This window comes from Knoellia remsis (genome assembly GCF_003002895.1).
GTDB lineage: Bacteria > Actinomycetota > Actinomycetes > Actinomycetales > Dermatophilaceae > Knoellia > Knoellia remsis.
Map to the genome: position 1 here is coordinate 1 of NZ_PVTI01000041.1, position 15,281 is coordinate 15,281.

At 69.9% G+C, this 15,281-nt stretch carries 14 protein-coding genes; 9 read left to right on the plus strand and 5 right to left on the minus strand.

Translation table 11 applies throughout. The annotated features are described in order from the left end of the window. The first annotated feature begins 143 nt into the window (after window positions 1-143). The 9 genes from BCF74_RS16120 (at window position 144) to BCF74_RS16160 (ending at window position 9,591) form a co-directional block, all read left to right on the plus strand. The gene (locus BCF74_RS16120; RefSeq protein ID WP_106298966.1) at window positions 144-1,187 is read left to right on the plus strand and encodes a BMP family ABC transporter substrate-binding protein; all 1,044 of its coding nucleotides are present in this window, start codon (window positions 144-146) and stop codon (window positions 1,185-1,187) included. A gap of 161 nt (window positions 1,188-1,348) precedes the next feature. Then, on the plus strand, window positions 1,349-2,626 hold the full coding sequence (locus BCF74_RS16125) for an ABC transporter permease (RefSeq protein ID WP_106298967.1): 1,278 nt from the start codon (window positions 1,349-1,351) through the stop codon (window positions 2,624-2,626). 1 nt (window position 2,627) lies between these two features. Further along, complete coding sequence (locus BCF74_RS16130; RefSeq protein WP_245889415.1) at window positions 2,628-3,617, plus strand: ABC transporter permease; 990 nt, start codon at window positions 2,628-2,630, stop codon at window positions 3,615-3,617. Window position 3,618: 1 nt separating this feature from the next. Continuing rightward, window positions 3,619-5,259: an ABC transporter ATP-binding protein gene (locus BCF74_RS16135; protein WP_245889416.1), complete on the plus strand. Its 1,641-nt coding sequence runs from the start codon at window positions 3,619-3,621 to the stop codon at window positions 5,257-5,259. A 159-nt stretch (window positions 5,260-5,418) separates the two neighbouring features. Further along, window positions 5,419-6,579 (plus strand): ferredoxin reductase, encoded by a 1,161-nt coding sequence (locus BCF74_RS16140; RefSeq protein WP_245889417.1) that lies wholly within the window; start codon window positions 5,419-5,421, stop codon window positions 6,577-6,579. Window positions 6,580-6,647: 68 nt separating this feature from the next. Further along, window positions 6,648-7,934: a fatty acid desaturase family protein gene (locus BCF74_RS16145; RefSeq protein WP_106298969.1), complete on the plus strand. Its 1,287-nt coding sequence runs from the start codon at window positions 6,648-6,650 to the stop codon at window positions 7,932-7,934. Window positions 7,935-8,131: 197 nt separating this feature from the next. After that, window positions 8,132-8,395: a ribbon-helix-helix protein, CopG family gene (locus tag BCF74_RS16150; protein WP_146133018.1), complete on the plus strand. Its 264-nt coding sequence runs from the start codon at window positions 8,132-8,134 to the stop codon at window positions 8,393-8,395. After that, window positions 8,392-8,799 (plus strand): type II toxin-antitoxin system VapC family toxin, encoded by a 408-nt coding sequence (locus BCF74_RS16155; protein WP_281257200.1) that lies wholly within the window; start codon window positions 8,392-8,394, stop codon window positions 8,797-8,799. The genes BCF74_RS16150 and BCF74_RS16155 overlap by 4 nt, the downstream gene beginning before the upstream one ends. Window positions 8,800-8,901: 102 nt before the next feature. Next, window positions 8,902-9,591, plus strand: a complete 690-nt coding sequence (locus BCF74_RS16160) for an HAD family hydrolase (RefSeq protein ID WP_106298972.1) — start codon at window positions 8,902-8,904, stop codon at window positions 9,589-9,591. Window positions 9,592-9,632: 41 nt separating this feature from the next. On the opposite strand, the gene BCF74_RS16165 is transcribed toward BCF74_RS16160, so the two are convergent. From BCF74_RS16165 to BCF74_RS17790, 5 genes are all read right to left on the minus strand, one after another. Beyond that, window positions 9,633-11,132 (minus strand): CoA-acylating methylmalonate-semialdehyde dehydrogenase, encoded by a 1,500-nt coding sequence (locus BCF74_RS16165; RefSeq protein WP_106298973.1) that lies wholly within the window; start codon window positions 11,130-11,132, stop codon window positions 9,633-9,635. Beyond that, window positions 11,129-12,166: a Gfo/Idh/MocA family protein gene (locus BCF74_RS16170; protein WP_245889418.1), complete on the minus strand. Its 1,038-nt coding sequence runs from the start codon at window positions 12,164-12,166 to the stop codon at window positions 11,129-11,131. Before BCF74_RS16170 ends, BCF74_RS16165 begins: the two co-directional genes overlap by 4 nt. Beyond that, complete coding sequence (iolD, locus tag BCF74_RS16175; protein ID WP_106298975.1) at window positions 12,150-14,120, minus strand: 3D-(3,5/4)-trihydroxycyclohexane-1,2-dione acylhydrolase (decyclizing); 1,971 nt, start codon at window positions 14,118-14,120, stop codon at window positions 12,150-12,152. The genes BCF74_RS16170 and iolD overlap by 17 nt, the downstream gene beginning before the upstream one ends. Then, entirely contained in the window at window positions 14,117-15,190 is a 1,074-nt protein-coding gene (gene iolB / locus BCF74_RS16180) for a 5-deoxy-glucuronate isomerase (protein ID WP_106298976.1), read from the minus strand. Before iolB ends, iolD begins: the two co-directional genes overlap by 4 nt. After that, window positions 15,187-15,281: Cgl0159 family (beta/alpha)8-fold protein (locus BCF74_RS17790; protein ID WP_425432830.1), on the minus strand; the 95-nt coding region annotated here is incomplete at its 5' end. The genes BCF74_RS17790 and iolB, both read right to left, overlap by 4 nt.

The window sequence follows — 15,281 nt, forward strand, 5'->3', positions numbered from 1 at the left end:
TTGGGTGAGATCGGGACGAGAAGGTGCGCGGGGAGACAACCGACCAGTAACGGACCGACAACGGCCTCGCGCAAGCCGCCTCCGCGCGGCCTCGCGACGGTTAGCATGCGTGGGCATCCTGCACACCCCCAAGGAGTACCCCTATGAAGGCCAAGCCTTTCCTGATCGCGGCTCCCGCCGCGCTCGCCCTCGCCCTCTCGGGCTGTGGCGGCAGCACCGGCAACACCACCAGCGGCGGCGGCAACACCGCGAGCGGCGACTGCTCCTCGGCGGACGTGTTCTGCGTCGGGCTCGTCACCGACACCGGCACCATCGACGACAAGTCGTTCAACCAGGCCGCGTGGGAGGCCGTGAAGTCGTTCGAGGGCTCCGGCGCGACGGTCAAGCCGATCGAGACCAAGGACCCCAAGGACTACGCGAACAACATCAAGCAGTTCACCGACCAGAAGTACGACGCCGTCGTCACGGTCGGCTTCCTCATGACCGAGGCCACGCGGACCGCGGCCGAGGCCAACCCGAACACGAAGTTCATCGGCGTCGACCAGTTCCAGGAGAGCGACGTGCCGAACGTCACCGGCCTGGTCTTCCCCGAGCAGAACGCCGGGTATGCCGCGGGCTACCTCGCCGGTCTCATGACCAAGACGAACAAGATCGGTGTCGTCCTCGGCCAGGAGATCCCGCCGACCCAGAACTACGCCAAGGGCTACGAGCAGGGCTCCAAGGCCGCCAACCCCAAGGTCAGCGTCGCGAAGGTCTACCACCCGGCCGGTGACAACGCGTTCTCCGACCCGGCGTGGGGCGCCGGCGAGGCCAAGAAGATGCTCGCGCAGGGCGCGGACTTCATCTTCGGCGCCGGCGGCGGCACCGGCAACGGCGCCATCGGCGAGGCCGCCAAGGCCTCGGGCGCGGGCGAGTCGGTCTACTGCATCGGTGTCGACCTCGACCAGTGGAACACCGTCCCGGAGGCGCAGCCGTGCCTCGTCACCTCGGCCGAGAAGAAGCTCACCGACGGCACGAAGACGCTCCTCGACCAGGTCAAGGACGGCTCGATCAAGGGCGGCAACTTCTTCGGCAAGACCGGACTCGCGCCCTACCACGACTTCGACTCCAAGATCCCCGCTGACGTCAAGACCAAGGTCGACGAGGTCATCAAGGGTCTCGAGGACGAGTCGATCAAGGTCTCCTGACGACCCACTGACGTTCGGATACAGTCCGAGCATGCTTTCCAGGGAACGGGCGCCCTCCACGGAGGGGGCCCGTTCCCCTGTTCCACCCCCAGTCCCACTCACCGCTCCAGCCCCTGAACCGACATCGGCGTCGCCCGGTGTCACGACCTGCCCGGAGAACCATGGCTGACCCCGACCGCCCCGACGCACCGAAGGCGCCCGACGCGTCGACGTCGCCGGATGCCCCCGCGTCGAGTGAGGCGCCTGCGTCGAGCGGCGCGCCCGCGTCCCCCGCACAGACACCGCCGCACGACCCCTCGACCATCGGACCGGAGCGTCCGGTCGCGGCGCCCGTGGTCGCCGAGCGTGGCGCACCTCCGCCGCCCAAGGGCGTGCTCGGGTTCCTCGTGCGGCACCAGGCGATCGTCGTCCCGATCGTCTCGGTCGTCCTCGCCTTCGCGATCGGCGCGATCCTCATCCGGGCCCAGGGCTACAACCCGACGTATGCCTACCGGCGCCTCTTCGAGTACGCGTTCCTCACCGAGGGCGGGCTGCTCTCGACCTTCCAGAAGACGACGCCGCTCATCCTCGTCGGCCTCGCCGTCGCCATCCCGCTCAAGGTCGGCCTGTTCAACATCGGTGGCCAGGGCCAGCTCATGGCCGGCGGTATCGGTGCGGCCTGGGTGGCGTATGCGTTGCGTGACCTGCCGGCCCCGCTGCTCGTCCTCGCCGCGGTCGTCGTCGCGGTCCTCTTCGGCGCCATGTGGGCCTCCATCGCGGCGCTGCTCAAGACCACCCGCGGCGTGCACGAGGTGATCTCGACGATCATGCTCAACTCCATCGCCGTCGGCATCATCGACTGGCTCATCAACGGGGGGCCGCTCGCGGACCCGGCGCAGCCGTTCCCGTCCTCGCACGCCGTGCCCGAGGGGGCCCGGCTCCTCCCGCTCGGCGTCATCCCGTGGGGTCTGCCCGTCGCCCTGGTGCTCGCGGTGCTCGTCGCGTGGATGCTGCGCCGGACGACGCTCGGCTTCGAGCTCCAGACCGTGGGTCGCAACAAGTTCGCTGCCGGGTATGCCGGGATCTCGACGACGAAGGCGACGCTCCTCGCGATGCTCATGTCCGGTGGCCTCGCCGGTCTCGCCGGCGCGTTCGAGCTGCTGCAGATCGCGCCGTACCGCTATCAGGGCGGCATCGCCGGCTCGCTCGGCTTCGACGGCATCACCATCGCCCTCCTCGCCCGCGGCAACCCGCTCGGCACGATCCCGGCGGCCGTCCTCGTCGCGGCGATGCGCGCCGGCGCCCCGACCCTGCAGTTCGACCTCGGCATCCGCCCCGAGATCGTCGACCTCCTGCTCGCGATCACCCTGCTCATGGTGTCGCTGCCCGTCATCGCGAAGTGGATCTTCCGCCGCCATGCGGTGAAACAGACCCAGCTCGCGGGAAGCTGGGGTGCCTGACATGGAGTGGCTGAACCGCAACAAGGTCTGGGTGGGGACGGCAGCGCTCGTCCTCGTCGCGGCCTACGTCTTCTACTTCATCAACGGCACCATCGCGGTGTCGATGTTCTCCAACGCGTGGTTCCTCGCGGTGCCGCTCGTCCTCGGCGCCATGGTTGGGGTCATCGGTGAGCGCTCCGGTGTCGTCAACATCGGCATCGAGGGCCAGATGCTCGTCGGCGCCTTTGCGGCGTTCTTCGCCGCTGCGGCGACCCAGTCGATCGTCGTCGGCGTCATCGCGGGCGCGCTCTCGGGTCTGGCGATGGGCGCGTTCCTCGCCTTCACGACCGTCAAGGGCCAGCTCGACCAGATCATCGCCGGTGTCGTCATCAACATCATCGCCACCGGCATCACGTCGTTCTACTTCGAGTCCGGCAAGACGATCCCCCGCGGCCTGCCGAACTTCGACGTGCCGCTGCTGAGCAAGATCCCGCTCATCGGGCCGGTCTTCTTCTCCGACGGGCCGATCGCACTCTTCGCGCTCGTCATCGTCTTCGTCATCCACGTGCTGCTCTTCAAGACGAAGTGGGGCCTGCGCACCCGGGCCGTCGGCGAGTACCCGTCGGCCGCGGACACCGCCGGCATCAACGTCATCGCGCTGCGGCTCGTCAACGTCTCCCTCGCCGGCATCCTCGCCGGTGTCGCGGGCACCTACCTCTCCATGGAGGCCACGAGCAGCTTCGAGCGAGGCATGAGCTCGGGGCGAGGCTTCCTCGCCCTCGCCATCCTCATCTTCGGCGCGTGGCGACCGATGCGGGCCCTCGCCGCCGCGCTGTTCTTCGGCTTCATGTCGGCGACGGCCTCCCAGCTCCAGGCGAGTGACGTCGTCAACATCCCGCAGCAGTTCATCAACCTGCTGCCCTACGTGCTCACCCTCGTCGTCCTCGCCGCGGCCGCCGGTCGCGTCCGGGCACCCGGGGCCGTGGGCCAACCGTTCGTGAAGGGCGACTGACATGACCGACACGTCCCGGAACCCCGAGCCGACCACGGCAGCCGCGGCGAGCACGGAAGCCAGCGGACCGGCATACGACAACGACGGCGCGACGACCACCGCGTCGGGTGAGCGCGAGACGCTCCTCGAGATCACCGGACTGTCGAAGTCGTTCGGCACCGTCCACGCCAACAAGGACATCTCGCTGCGGGTCGACCGCGGGGAGATCGTCGCGCTCCTCGGCGAGAACGGCGCCGGCAAGTCGACGCTCGTGAAGCAGATCTTCGGCCTCATGACGCCCGACTCCGGCACGATCTCGATCAAGGGCGACGCGAGCCGGATCAAGGACCCCAAGGACGCGATCCGCCGCGGCATCGGCATGGTGCACCAGCACTTCCAGCTCGTGCCGGTCATGACCGTCGCCGAGAACATGATGCTCGGCCACGAGACGACGAGCGGTGGCCTGCTCGACCTCGACGGGGCGCGCCAGATGGTGCGCGAGCTGTCGGCGAAGCACAAGCTCGCCGTCGACCCCGACGCCGAGGTCGAGGACCTGCCCGTCGGCACGCAGCAGCGCGTCGAGATCCTCAAGGCGCTCTCGCGGCGGGTCGACCTGCTCATCCTCGACGAGCCGACGGCCGTGCTCACGCCGCAGGAGACCGACGAGCTGCTCGGTGTCATGAAGGAGCTTGCGGCCGGCGGCACGTCGATCGTCTTCATCACCCACAAGCTGCGCGAGGTGCTCGCGGCGGCCGACCGGTGCTACGTGCTGCGGCAGGGGGCCGTCGTCGGCCAGGTCGATGACCTGTCCGGGACGACGACGAGCGACCTCGCCTCGATGATGGTCGGCCGCGACGTCGTGCTGCGCGTCGACAAGGCCGAGGCGACTCCGGGCGAGACGGTGCTGTCGGTCAAGGGGCTGCAGGTGCGCGACGACCGGGGGCTGCCGGCCGTCGACGGGTTCGACCTCGAGGTGCGGGCGGGCGAGATCGTCGGCCTCGCCGGTGTCGAGGGCAACGGCCAGCGCGAGCTCGTCGAGTCGTTGGCGGGCATGCGGCCGTCGGCCGGGGGCACGGTCACGCTGGGCAGCGGGTCCGACACCGTGGACCTCACCCGCTCGAACGCCCACGACACCAACAACGCCGGCGTCGGCCACGTCCCCGAGGACCGTGAGAAGCACGGCATCGTCGGCGGGTGGTCCATCGCGGACAACCTCGTGCTCAACCGGTATGACGAGGCGCCGTTCGCGCGCGGGTTCGTCCGGGACTTCGGTGCGGTGCGCTCGCACGCGGTGGAGCTGCGCGAGGAGTTCGACATCCGCTCGCCCAACGTCGACGTGCCCGCGGGCTCGCTGTCCGGAGGCAACAAGCAGAAGGTCGTCGTCGCCCGCGAGATGTCCGCCCGGCCGCGGCTGCTCATGGCGGCCCAGCCCACGCGCGGTGTCGACGTGGGTTCGATCGAGTTCATCCACCGCCGGATCGTCGAGGCCCGTGACGCGGGTGCGGCCGTGCTGCTCGTGTCGGCCGAGCTCGACGAGATCCTCTCGCTCTCGGACCGGATCGCGGTGATCCACGGCGGCCGGGTCGTGGCCGAGGTCGCGGGCCAGGACGCCGACCGCACCGAGATCGGCCGCCTCATGGCCGGCGACTCCGACGCCCACTGACGCTGAGCCCGACGCTCGACGCCCGCGCCAGGCACCCCACTGATGGCGCACAGTTCGCCTCCGATGCGCAGCGAGGAGGCGAACTGTGCGCAATCAGTGGAACCGACGTCACAACCTACGGACTCGTAACCTACGGGAACGTAGGTTAGTCTGGGGAGCGTGACCGCAACGCTCCCCCGCCAGGCGACGGACCGGCATACCGCCCGCCCGTCCGCCCGTGCCGCTGCCCTCCCCGGTCTCCCCGGCCTCCCCGGCCTCAGCGGGCTGCTCGGCGGCGCCCGCAAGGTGGCCCAGGCGCTCGCGACACCGCTCGTGCCCGCCGACTACCTCGACCTCATCGACCCGATGCGCGCCGGCGCCGACCTGCGCGGCCGCATCGTCGACGTCACCCCCGAGACCGCCGACTCCGCGACCCTGACGATCAAGCCGGGCCGCGGCTGGCGCGGGCACACGCCGGGTCAGTACATCCGCATCGGCGTCGACATCGACGGCGTCCGCCACTGGCGTGCCTACTCGCTCACCCACCGCGCCGGCACCCCCGACGGGCACCTCACGATCACCCCGAAGGCCATCCCCGACGGCGTCGTGAGCAACCACCTCGTCCGCCGCACCACCCCCGGCACGATGGTCATGCTCGACCAGGCGACGGGCGACTTCACCCTCCCGCGCGAGCTGCCGCGCAAGGCACTCTTCCTCACCGCCGGATCCGGCATCACGCCCGTCATGGGCATGCTGCGCAACCACCTCGACGAGCTGCCCGACGTCGTCCAGATCCATTGCGCGCCAACGGAGTCCGACGTCATGTTCCGTGAGGAGCTGCGCTCGTATGCCGCCGCGAGCCGCCTCACGCTGCACGAGAACCTTGACGACGTGGCCGGGGTCCTCGACCTCGCCTCGCTGGATGCGCTGGTGCCGGACTGGCGCGAGCGCGAGACGTGGGTGTGCGGCCCGACCGGGCTGCTCGACGCCGCCGAGGCGCACTGGGCGGCGGCTGGCGTGAGCGACCTGCTGCACGTCGAGCGGTTCCGCCCGAGCGTCGTCGAGCCCGGTGAGGGCGGCACCGTGACGTTCGAGCGTGCGTCCGTGACCGTCGACGCGGACGGCTCGACCCCGATCCTCGACGCCGGCGAGTCGGCTGGGGTGCTCATGCCCAGCGGTTGTCGCATGGGCATCTGCTTCGGCTGCGTCGTCACGATGCGGGAGGGCGCCGTGCGCGACCTGCGCACCGGCGACATCACCGCCACCGACGAGAACTCCGGCGACGTCCGCATCCAGACCTGCATCAACGCCGCCGCCGGCCCCTGCCACCTCGACCTCTGACCCCTGCCCGTGTCCCCCACCCTCCACCTGGGTGAGATCGGGACACGAACGAAAGAAGGAGTGACCACATGACTCTCGCACCCGAGCGCCCCACCTCCCTCAACTCGCGCCTGCGCGTCGACAGCGACGCCCCGCGCCCGCAGCGCCCCGAGCTCAAGAAGTCCGGCCGTCCCAACCCGGCCAGCCACCTCACCCCCGAGCAGATCGAGGAGATCGGCCGCGAGCTCGATGCCCTGCGCGCCGAGGTGATGGACTCCCGCGGAGCCCGCGACGCGGCATACATCCGCAAGGTCATCACAACCCAGCGCTACCTCGAGATGGGCAGCCGCGCCGCGCTGCTGTTCTCCGGCGTCAAGGTCCGCGGCATCCGCCCCATGTGGTGGATCGGCACGGCTGGCCTCTCCGTCGCGAAGATCCTCGAGAACATGGAGATCGGCCACAACGTCATGCACGGCCAGTGGGACTGGATGCGTGACCCGAAGATCCACTCGACCGCGTGGGAGTGGGACAACGCCAGCCCCGCGAGCCAGTGGAAGCACGCGCACAACGAGATCCACCACACGTTCACCAACGTCCTCGGCCGCGACAACGACCTCGGCTACGGCATCCTGCGCGTCGACGAGGACCAGCGCTGGTCGCTGTTCTACCTCTTCCAGCCGATCTGGCACGTCGGCAACGCGCTGATCTTCGAGTACTCCATCGCGGCCTACGACCTCGAGCTCGGCAGCTACGTCGCCAAGAAGAACCGGATGTCGCCGGAGCAGAAGGCGGAGTTCAAGAAGAACGCCGACGAGGTCCTCGCCAAGATCAAGCGCCAGGCGACCAAGGACTACGTCGTCCACCCCGCGATGGCGGCCGCGACGTTCACCGGCAGCGGACGGCATACCCTCACGGCGAACATCGTCGCCAACCTCGTCCGCAACCTCTGGACGAACACCGTCATCATCTGCGGCCACTTCCCGCCCGGCATCGAGACGTTCGAGAAGACCTCGATCGAGGGCGAAACCCGCGGCGAGTGGTACCTCCGGCAGATGCTCGGCTCCGGCAACATCGCCGGCAGCAAGGCCATGCACGTCATGACCGGCAACCTGTCGCACCAGATCGAGCACCACCTCTTCCCGGACATGCCGTCCAACCGCTACGCCGAGATCGCGCCGCGCATCCGCGACCTCATGGAGCGCTACGACCTCAAGTACGTCACCGGGTCGCTGCCGAAGCAGGCCGCGAGCGTCTACTGGAAGGTCGTCGCGCTGTCCCTGCCGCCGAAGCGCGAGGGCACGACGCGCCGCGCGACGGTGTGGAAGGCGGCGCGCAAGGCGCTGCGCGGCAAGGGTGGCGGCGGTCGCCGCTACTGACCCGTCGGATAGCTCCCCTGTTTGCTCCAGGGGAGGGAAGCGCGAAGGTCCGGACGGAAACTTTCCGTCCGGACCTTCGCCTTTGCGTCCGGACGACTGCGGGCCTGTGTGCGTATGCCGTCCGCGCGCCTTCGTGCGTCGGAGCGGCGTTCGCTGGTGCCCGGCCCCCTATACATGCACATGTGTATGCTGTGTGCATGTCCACGCTCGAGCGCCGCATCCAGCTGCTCCTGGATCAGGAGAGGTATGAGCGCGTCGCTGCGGAGGCCGAGAAGTCCGGGCGCAGTGTCAATGCGGTGATTCGCGAGGCCATCGACGTGCATTATCCGTCGATGGCTGTAGAGCGTTCGAGGGCGTTGGGCGAGTTTCTCGCAAGAACTGCCGAGCCAGATCCGGGGGAACCGGAGACGGTGGAGGACGTCGCGAAGAGCCTCGATGAGCGGTACACGTCCTCGTGGTGAAGTGCTTTCTCGACACGACGGTGCTGTTGTTCGCAGTCGGCGGTCCCGGCCCCGAGCGCGATGAGTGCCGTGCTTTCCTGTCGCGAGCTCAGGTTGCAGGAACAGAGCTGCACATCAGTGTGGAAGCCGCACAGGAGTACGTGTTCCACCGCACGCGGCGCGCAGGACGTCCCGTGGCTGTCGCCGAAGGGCGCGAGCTGCCCGCAATGTATGCCGTGCACGACTTCACAGCCTCGATCCAGGCCCTCAGACTGGATCTCATGGAACGCAACCCGATCCGCGGGCGTGATGCGGTCCATGCCGCCACCGCTCTCGCCGCCGGGTTCACCGAGATCGTGAGCATGGACCGCGACTTCGAGGACGTGCCCGGGCTGCGTCGCATCGCGCCACGCGACGCCGTCTGAGCGCGCGCTGAGTGGTGATCGCGCGCCGGCACCGTTGTGCGGCAGGCGAATTCCTCGTCTGAGCACTGGCGGGTCGGGCGGGTGGCGCCTAGCGTCGAGGGAGTGAACGCCTCGACTCATGACGCTCCCGGCAGCCGTGACGCCGTCGTCCTCCTCGACATCGACGGCACGCTCGTCGACAGTACGTACCTGCACGCCCTCGCGTGGCAGCGCGCCTTCCACCGGGAGGGCGTCGACCTGCCGTTCCGCGACATCCACCGCACCGTCGGGATGGGCGGGGACAAGCTCGTCGGCGCGGTTGGTGGTGAGGACGTGGAGGAGCGTCTGGGCGACGCGATCCGGGACGCCTGGGCGGAGGAGTTCGACACGCTCAGCGGCGAGGTGCGGGCGCTGCCGGGTGCAGTCGACCTCGTGCGGGATCTCGCGGCGCGTGGACTCGGGCCGGCGCTCGCGTCCTCGGGCGAGAAGAAGTTCGCCGAGGAGGCCGTCGCGGTGCTCGGGGTCGCGGACGACATAGCCGTCCTCACGACGAACGACGATGCGCAGGAGTCCAAGCCCGAGCCCGACCTCGTCATGGCGACCTTGGCGAAGGTGCCGGCTGACCGGGCGGTCCTCGTGGGGGACACCCCGTATGACGTGAAGTCGGCAGCGAAGGCCGGCATCGGGTGCGTTGCGGTCCGGTCGGGCGGCTACTCCGATGCCGAGCTCGACGGTGCGCTCGCAATCGTTGACCAGCCCGGTGACCTCGTCGGCTTCGACTGGGACTCGGTGTTGCGCCCGACGTCGAGCTGAGACTGAGCCGCCACCGGACGACGGTGTGGGGATAGGTCGGGTCAGGTGTTCTGCGGGAACCCGAGGTTGAGTCCGCCGTGGCTGGGATCGAGCCAGCGGGACGTCACGACCTTGCCGCGGGTGTAGAAGTTCACGCCCTCCATGCCGTGCGCGTGGCTGTCACCGAAGAGTGAGTTCTTCCAGCCGCCGAACGAGTAGTACGCCATCGGCACTGGGATCGGCACGTTGATACCCACCATCCCGACCTCGACCTCGTGCTGGAACCGCCGCGCGGCACCACCATCGTTGGTGAAGATCGCCGTCCCGTTGCCGTAGGGGTTGTCGTTGATGAGCTTCAGGCCCTCGTCGTAGGACTGCACGCGCACCACCGAGAGCACCGGACCGAAGATCTCATCGTCGTAGACCGGCATACCCGGCTCGACCCGGTCGAAGAGCGTCGGCCGCAGGAAGAACCCGTCCCCGTCGGCATCGATGTCGCCCTCCCGGCCGTCGATGACGAGCTCTGCCCCGGCCTCGACACCGGAGTCGAGGTATCCCGCGACCTTGTCCCGGTGCTCGCGCGTCACGAGCGGCCCCATGTCGGTGCCACGAGTGCCGTCGCCGGTGACGAGCTTCCCGACCCGGTCGGTGATCTTGGCGACGAGCTCGTCGGCGATCGGCTCGACCGCGAGCAGCGCCGAGATCGCCATGCACCGCTCACCCGCCGACCCGAACCCGGCGTTGACCGCCGCGTCGGCGGCGAGGTCGAGGTCGGCGTCGGGCAGGACGAGCATGTGGTTCTTCGCACCGCCGAGGGCCTGGACCCGCTTGCCCGCCGCCGTCGCCGTCTCGTAGACGTAGCGCGCGATCGGGGTCGACCCGACGAACGAGACCGCCCGCACGTCCGGGTGCGTCAGCAGCGCGTCGACCGCTTCCTTGTCACCGTGGACGACGTTCATCACGCCGTCCGGCAGACCGGCCTCGCGCCACAGCTCCGCCACGGCCACGGCAGCCGACGGGTCCTTCTCGCTCGGCTTGAGCACGACGGCGTTGCCGCACGCGATGGCGACGGGCACGAACCACAGCGGCACCATCGCCGGGAAGTTGAACGGCGAGATGACCGCGACGACGCCGAGCGACTGGCGCATCGAGTAGACGTCGACCTTCGTCGAGGCGTTCTCGGTGAACCCGCCCTTGAGCAGATGCGGTATGCCGCAGGCGAACTCGACCACTTCGAGGCCCCGCGTCACCTCGCCGAGCGCGTCCGAGAGGACCTTCCCGTGCTCAGCGGTGATGAGCGCGGCGATGTCCTCCTTGCGTTCGTTCAGCAGCTCGCGGAAGCGGAAGAGCACCTGCGTGCGCGCGGCGAGCGAGACGTCGCCCCACGACTGCCACGCCTCCTTCGCGGTCCCGACGACCGCGTCGACGTCGCTCGCCGAAGCGAGGTCGAGCTCGCCGATCTGCTCACCGGTCGCCGGGTTCCACACCGGGCTGGTGCGCTCGGGCGTGTCCTCCCAGCGTCGACCGCCGACGAGGTGGGTAATGCGGGTGGGAGTGCTCATGACGCGTCCTTGCTTCGTGGGTCAGGTTGTGAGAGCGGTTGTGGGACAACGCCTTCGGTGGGCGGGTCGGCGAGCTGCACGGTCACGCGCTCGCCGGAGCGAAGGGACTCCACGCCCGCGGTCGTGACGACCGACGCGGCATACCCGTCCCACATCGAGGGGCCGACGACCTCGCCGCGCAGGTTCGCGTCGACCCACGCCTGGACCTCGCGGTCGTATGCCGCGGCGAACCTCGTGCGGTAGTCGCGCGGGACCGTCCCCTCCCAGGTTCCGACGGTCACCGACCCGGTCTCGCCCACGGCCTCGGTGCGGACTTCGTAGCCGACGCCGGAGTTGATGAACACCTCGTTCGTGACGACCCCACCGCCGGCCATCGTGAAGATCGCCACCTGCGGGTCCACGACCCCGACCGGCGCGGTCGACGTCGCCGTCGGAGACAGCACCTGGATCGCCGCGACCTCCTCGCCGAAGAGGAACCGGGCGACGTCGACCTCGTGGACGAGGCTGTCGAGCACCGTCATCTCGGAGCGGAAACGCTCGTTCGGCGCGGCGAGGTTGCGGTGGATGTTGTGCAGCAGGAGCAGTCGGCCGAGCCGGCCCGCCGCCAGCGACTCCCGCAGCGACGCGAACTCGGGGTCGAAGCGCCGCATGAAGCCCACCTGCACGAGCCGACGCCCCAGGTCACGCTCGGCCCGGACCAGTCGCAGCGACGAGTCGGCATCGAGCGTGAGCGGCTTCTCGCAGAGCACCGGCTTGCCAGCCGTGAGGCAGGCGAGCACCTGCTCCTCGTGCGCGGCGCCGGGAGAAGCGATGACGACGGCGTCCACGTCATCGGCCGCGACCAGCTCGAGGGCGTCCGCGCCGGAACGCGCTCCCAACCGGTCGCCGAGCTCGCGGGCCCGGGCAACGTCCGGGTCGGCGACGGCTACCAGCCGCGCCCCCTCCGTGCGGTCAGCGAGCCGATCCGCGTGGTCAGCGCCCATGACCCCGACGCCGATCACGCCGACGCGCAGCTCGTCACCCACGGCGCCCACCGCGCCCCTCGCCAGGACGCTCGCTCGGCCTGACCCATGCCTGCTGACGCTCCTTCGCCGCGGCATACGTCTCGTGCGCGCGCTGCGTCGACGTCAGCTCGCTCACCTGCGCGACGGGCACGTCCCACCAGCTCTCGCTGTCGGGCGAGCCGACGCGCGGGTCGGTCCGCACGTGGATGACGACGGGTCCACCGTCGTCGGGTCGCGCCTTCGCCTCACCGATCGCGTCGGCGAGGTCGTCGCGCGACCCGACCTCGATGACGTGCGCGCCGAGGCTGCGGGCGTTCGCGGCGAGGTCGACGGGCAGCGGGTCGCCGTCGAGTCGCCCGGTGCTCGGGTCGCGTCGCCGGTATGCCGTCCCGAACCGTTGCGAGCCAAGGCTTTCCGAGAGTGCCCCGATGGAACCGAAGCCGCGGTTGTCGACGAGGACGACGATGATCTTCACGCCCTCCTGGACGGCGGTGACGAGCTCTCCGGGCATCATCAGCCAGCCGCCGTCGCCGACCATGGCGAAAACATCACGCGACGGGTCTGCCATCCGCACGCCGATCGCCGCGGGGATCTCATAGCCCATGCAGGAGTAGCCGTACTCGACGTGGTAGCCCTTGCGGTCGCGCACCCGCCACAGCTTGTGCAGGTCGCCCGGCATCGACCCGGCCGCGCAGATGACGACATCGCTCGGGTCGCTCAGCTCGTTGACGGCACCGATGACGCCGGACTGGGTGAGCAGTCCGTCGCCGAGGCGGTCGGTCACCTCCGCCGCGGGGTCGTATGCCGTGTCGACGGCCTTGTCCCAGCGGCGCCACAGGGTGCCCTGACGCTTGCGGTAGGTGTCGGAGACCGACCAGCCGTCGAGCTCCTCGGCGAGAGCCCGCAGCGTCTCGCGCGCATCCCCGACGACCGACAGCCCGGCGTGCTTGCCCGCATCGAACCCCGCGATGTTGAGGTTGACGAAGCGAACCCCGTTGCGGGAGAACGCTGTCCGTGATGCTGTCGTGAAGTCGCTCCACCGCGTGCCGACGCCGATGACGACGTCGGCATCGGCAGCCAACGCGTTCGCGGCGGTCGTGCCGGTCGAGCCCACGGCCCCCATGAGCTGCGGGTGACCATGACTGAGCGACCCCTTCCCCGCCTGCGTCTCGGCGACGGGAACGCCTGTGGCAGAGGCGAACTCGGCCAGCACCTCCTCGGCACCCGAGTAGTGCACCCCGCCCCCGGCAACGATGAGCGGCTTCTTCGCCGACCGGATCACCACGGCCGCAGCCGCCACCCGGGACGCCTCCGGCACCGGTCGCGCCACGTGCCAGACCCGCTCGTCGAAGAGCTCGACCGGCCAGTCGAACGCCTCGGCCTGCACGTCCTGCGGCAGCGAGATTGTCACGGCACCCGTCTCGATGGGATCGGTGAGGACGCGCATCGCCGAGAGCAGCGCCGACGGCAGCTGCTCGGGACGGTTGACCTCGTCGAAGAAGCGCGACAGCGGACGGAAGGCGTCGTTGACGGTGACGTCACCGGCATACGGCGCCTCGAGCTCCTGGAGCACCGGCGCGGCGACGCGCGTCGCGAAGGTGCCCGACGGCAGCAGCAACACGGGGATCCGGTTGATCGTCGCGAGGGCCGCCCCGGTGAGCATGTTCGTCGAGCCCGGTCCGACGGACGCGGTGCACGCCCAGGTGCGCATCCGGTCGTGGTGGCGGGCATAACCGACGGCGGTGTGCACCATCGCCTGCTCGTTGCGGGCGAGGACGTAGGGCAGCGACGGCTCGCGCCCCGCCTCGACCGCGGTCACCTCGTCCTCGAGCAGGGCCTGCCCAAGTCCCGCGACGTTGCCGTGGCCGAAGATGCCCAAGCAGCCCGCGAAGAGCCGCTGCCGCTCGCCGTCGCGCTCACTCCACTGGTTCGCGAGGAAGCGGACGACGGCCTGTCCGACCGTGAGCCGCACCGTGTCCGTCATCGCTCCTCCTCGCGCGTCGGCGTCTGCTGCCAGGTCTCACGCACCCAGGCGTGGGCCGGGTCGTCGCGGATGAGCCACTCCCGATTCTCGCCCGGGCCCGCCATGACGTTGAGGTAGTAGAGGTCGGCATCGGGAGCGGCGATCGACGGGCCGTGCCACCCGTGCGGGACGAGCACGACGTCGCCGGCGCGGACCTCGGCGAGCACGTCGATCGGACGCTCCGGGGTGCCGCTCACCCGGTGGTAGCCGACGGGGTCGGTGCCGCGCGGGTCGGTCGAGCGGGTCTCGAAGTAGTAGATCTCCTCGAGCTCGGACTCGACGCCGGGGATGTCCTCGTCGTGTTTGTGCGGCGGCCACGAGCTCCAGTTGCCGGCGGGGGTGATGACCTCGCAGACGAGGATCGCGTCGGCGTCGAGGACCGGCGGCATGCCGAACCCGCGCACCTCTCGGGTCGCAGTGCCACCGCCGCGCTGTTCGGGTGGCACCGCATCGGCGGGGATGCGGCGAGGCTTGCGGTCGGTGCGCGCGTTCGCGCCGCAGAGCGCGATGCGCGCGGGCTGGGTTCCGTTGTTGCGCACCGTGATTCGTCGCTGTCGCGGGACGTATGCCGTGTCGCTGGGTCCGTCGAAGACGCTCGCCCTGCCGTCGAGCGTGATGGGGTCACTGCCGGACACCTCGACGACGCAGGAACCGGCCAGCGGCACGACGACGAGTTCCTCATCCGCGGTGTCGTGCTCGACGCTCCCACCCGGGTCGAGATGGGCCAGCCGCAGGGTCGTGTGCTGCCAGCCCTCGGGCGGGTTCGTGGCGGTCGGCGCGACAGCGACCCGGTACTCGCCATCGTGCAGCGTGCCGAACGGCCGGAACCAGCGGTCGTTGTCGGCGCCGCTGCCGGGTCGGGCGCGTCCCGAAGCGTCCGATGGGGTGAGATCGGGACGGGCCGTCGGTCCCGAAGCGTCCGATGGGGTGAGATCGGGACGGGCGGTCGGTCCCGAAGCGTCCGATGGGGTGAGATCGGGACGGGCCGGCTGTCCCGAAGCGTCCAATTGGGTGAGTTCTTCACGGGTCATGAGGCACCTCCGTGGACGAGCTCGGCGGCGATGTCGACGGCCGACGCCACGTCGCCGTCCGGCGGGTACAGCAGCGCCCGGCCGACGACGA

Excerpts from the sequence above, each read along its gene's own strand:
- BCF74_RS16135 (WP_245889416.1), top strand. The coding sequence starts at position 3,619 with ATGACCGACACGTCCCGGAACCCCGAGCCGACCACGGCAGCCGCGGCG.
- BCF74_RS16125 (WP_106298967.1), top strand. The coding sequence starts at position 1,349 with ATGGCTGACCCCGACCGCCCCGACGCACCGAAGGCGCCCGACGCGTCG.
- BCF74_RS16130 (WP_245889415.1), top strand. The coding sequence starts at position 2,628 with ATGGAGTGGCTGAACCGCAACAAGGTCTGGGTGGGGACGGCAGCGCTC.
- iolD (WP_106298975.1), bottom strand. The coding sequence starts at position 14,120 with ATGACGGACACGGTGCGGCTCACGGTCGGACAGGCCGTCGTCCGCTTC.
- BCF74_RS16150 (WP_146133018.1), top strand. The coding sequence starts at position 8,132 with ATGTCCACGCTCGAGCGCCGCATCCAGCTGCTCCTGGATCAGGAGAGG.
- BCF74_RS16165 (WP_106298973.1), bottom strand. The coding sequence starts at position 11,132 with ATGAGCACTCCCACCCGCATTACCCACCTCGTCGGCGGTCGACGCTGG.
- BCF74_RS16120 (WP_106298966.1), top strand. The coding sequence starts at position 144 with ATGAAGGCCAAGCCTTTCCTGATCGCGGCTCCCGCCGCGCTCGCCCTC.
- iolB (WP_106298976.1), bottom strand. The coding sequence starts at position 15,190 with ATGACCCGTGAAGAACTCACCCAATTGGACGCTTCGGGACAGCCGGCC.
- BCF74_RS16145 (WP_106298969.1), top strand. The coding sequence starts at position 6,648 with ATGACTCTCGCACCCGAGCGCCCCACCTCCCTCAACTCGCGCCTGCGC.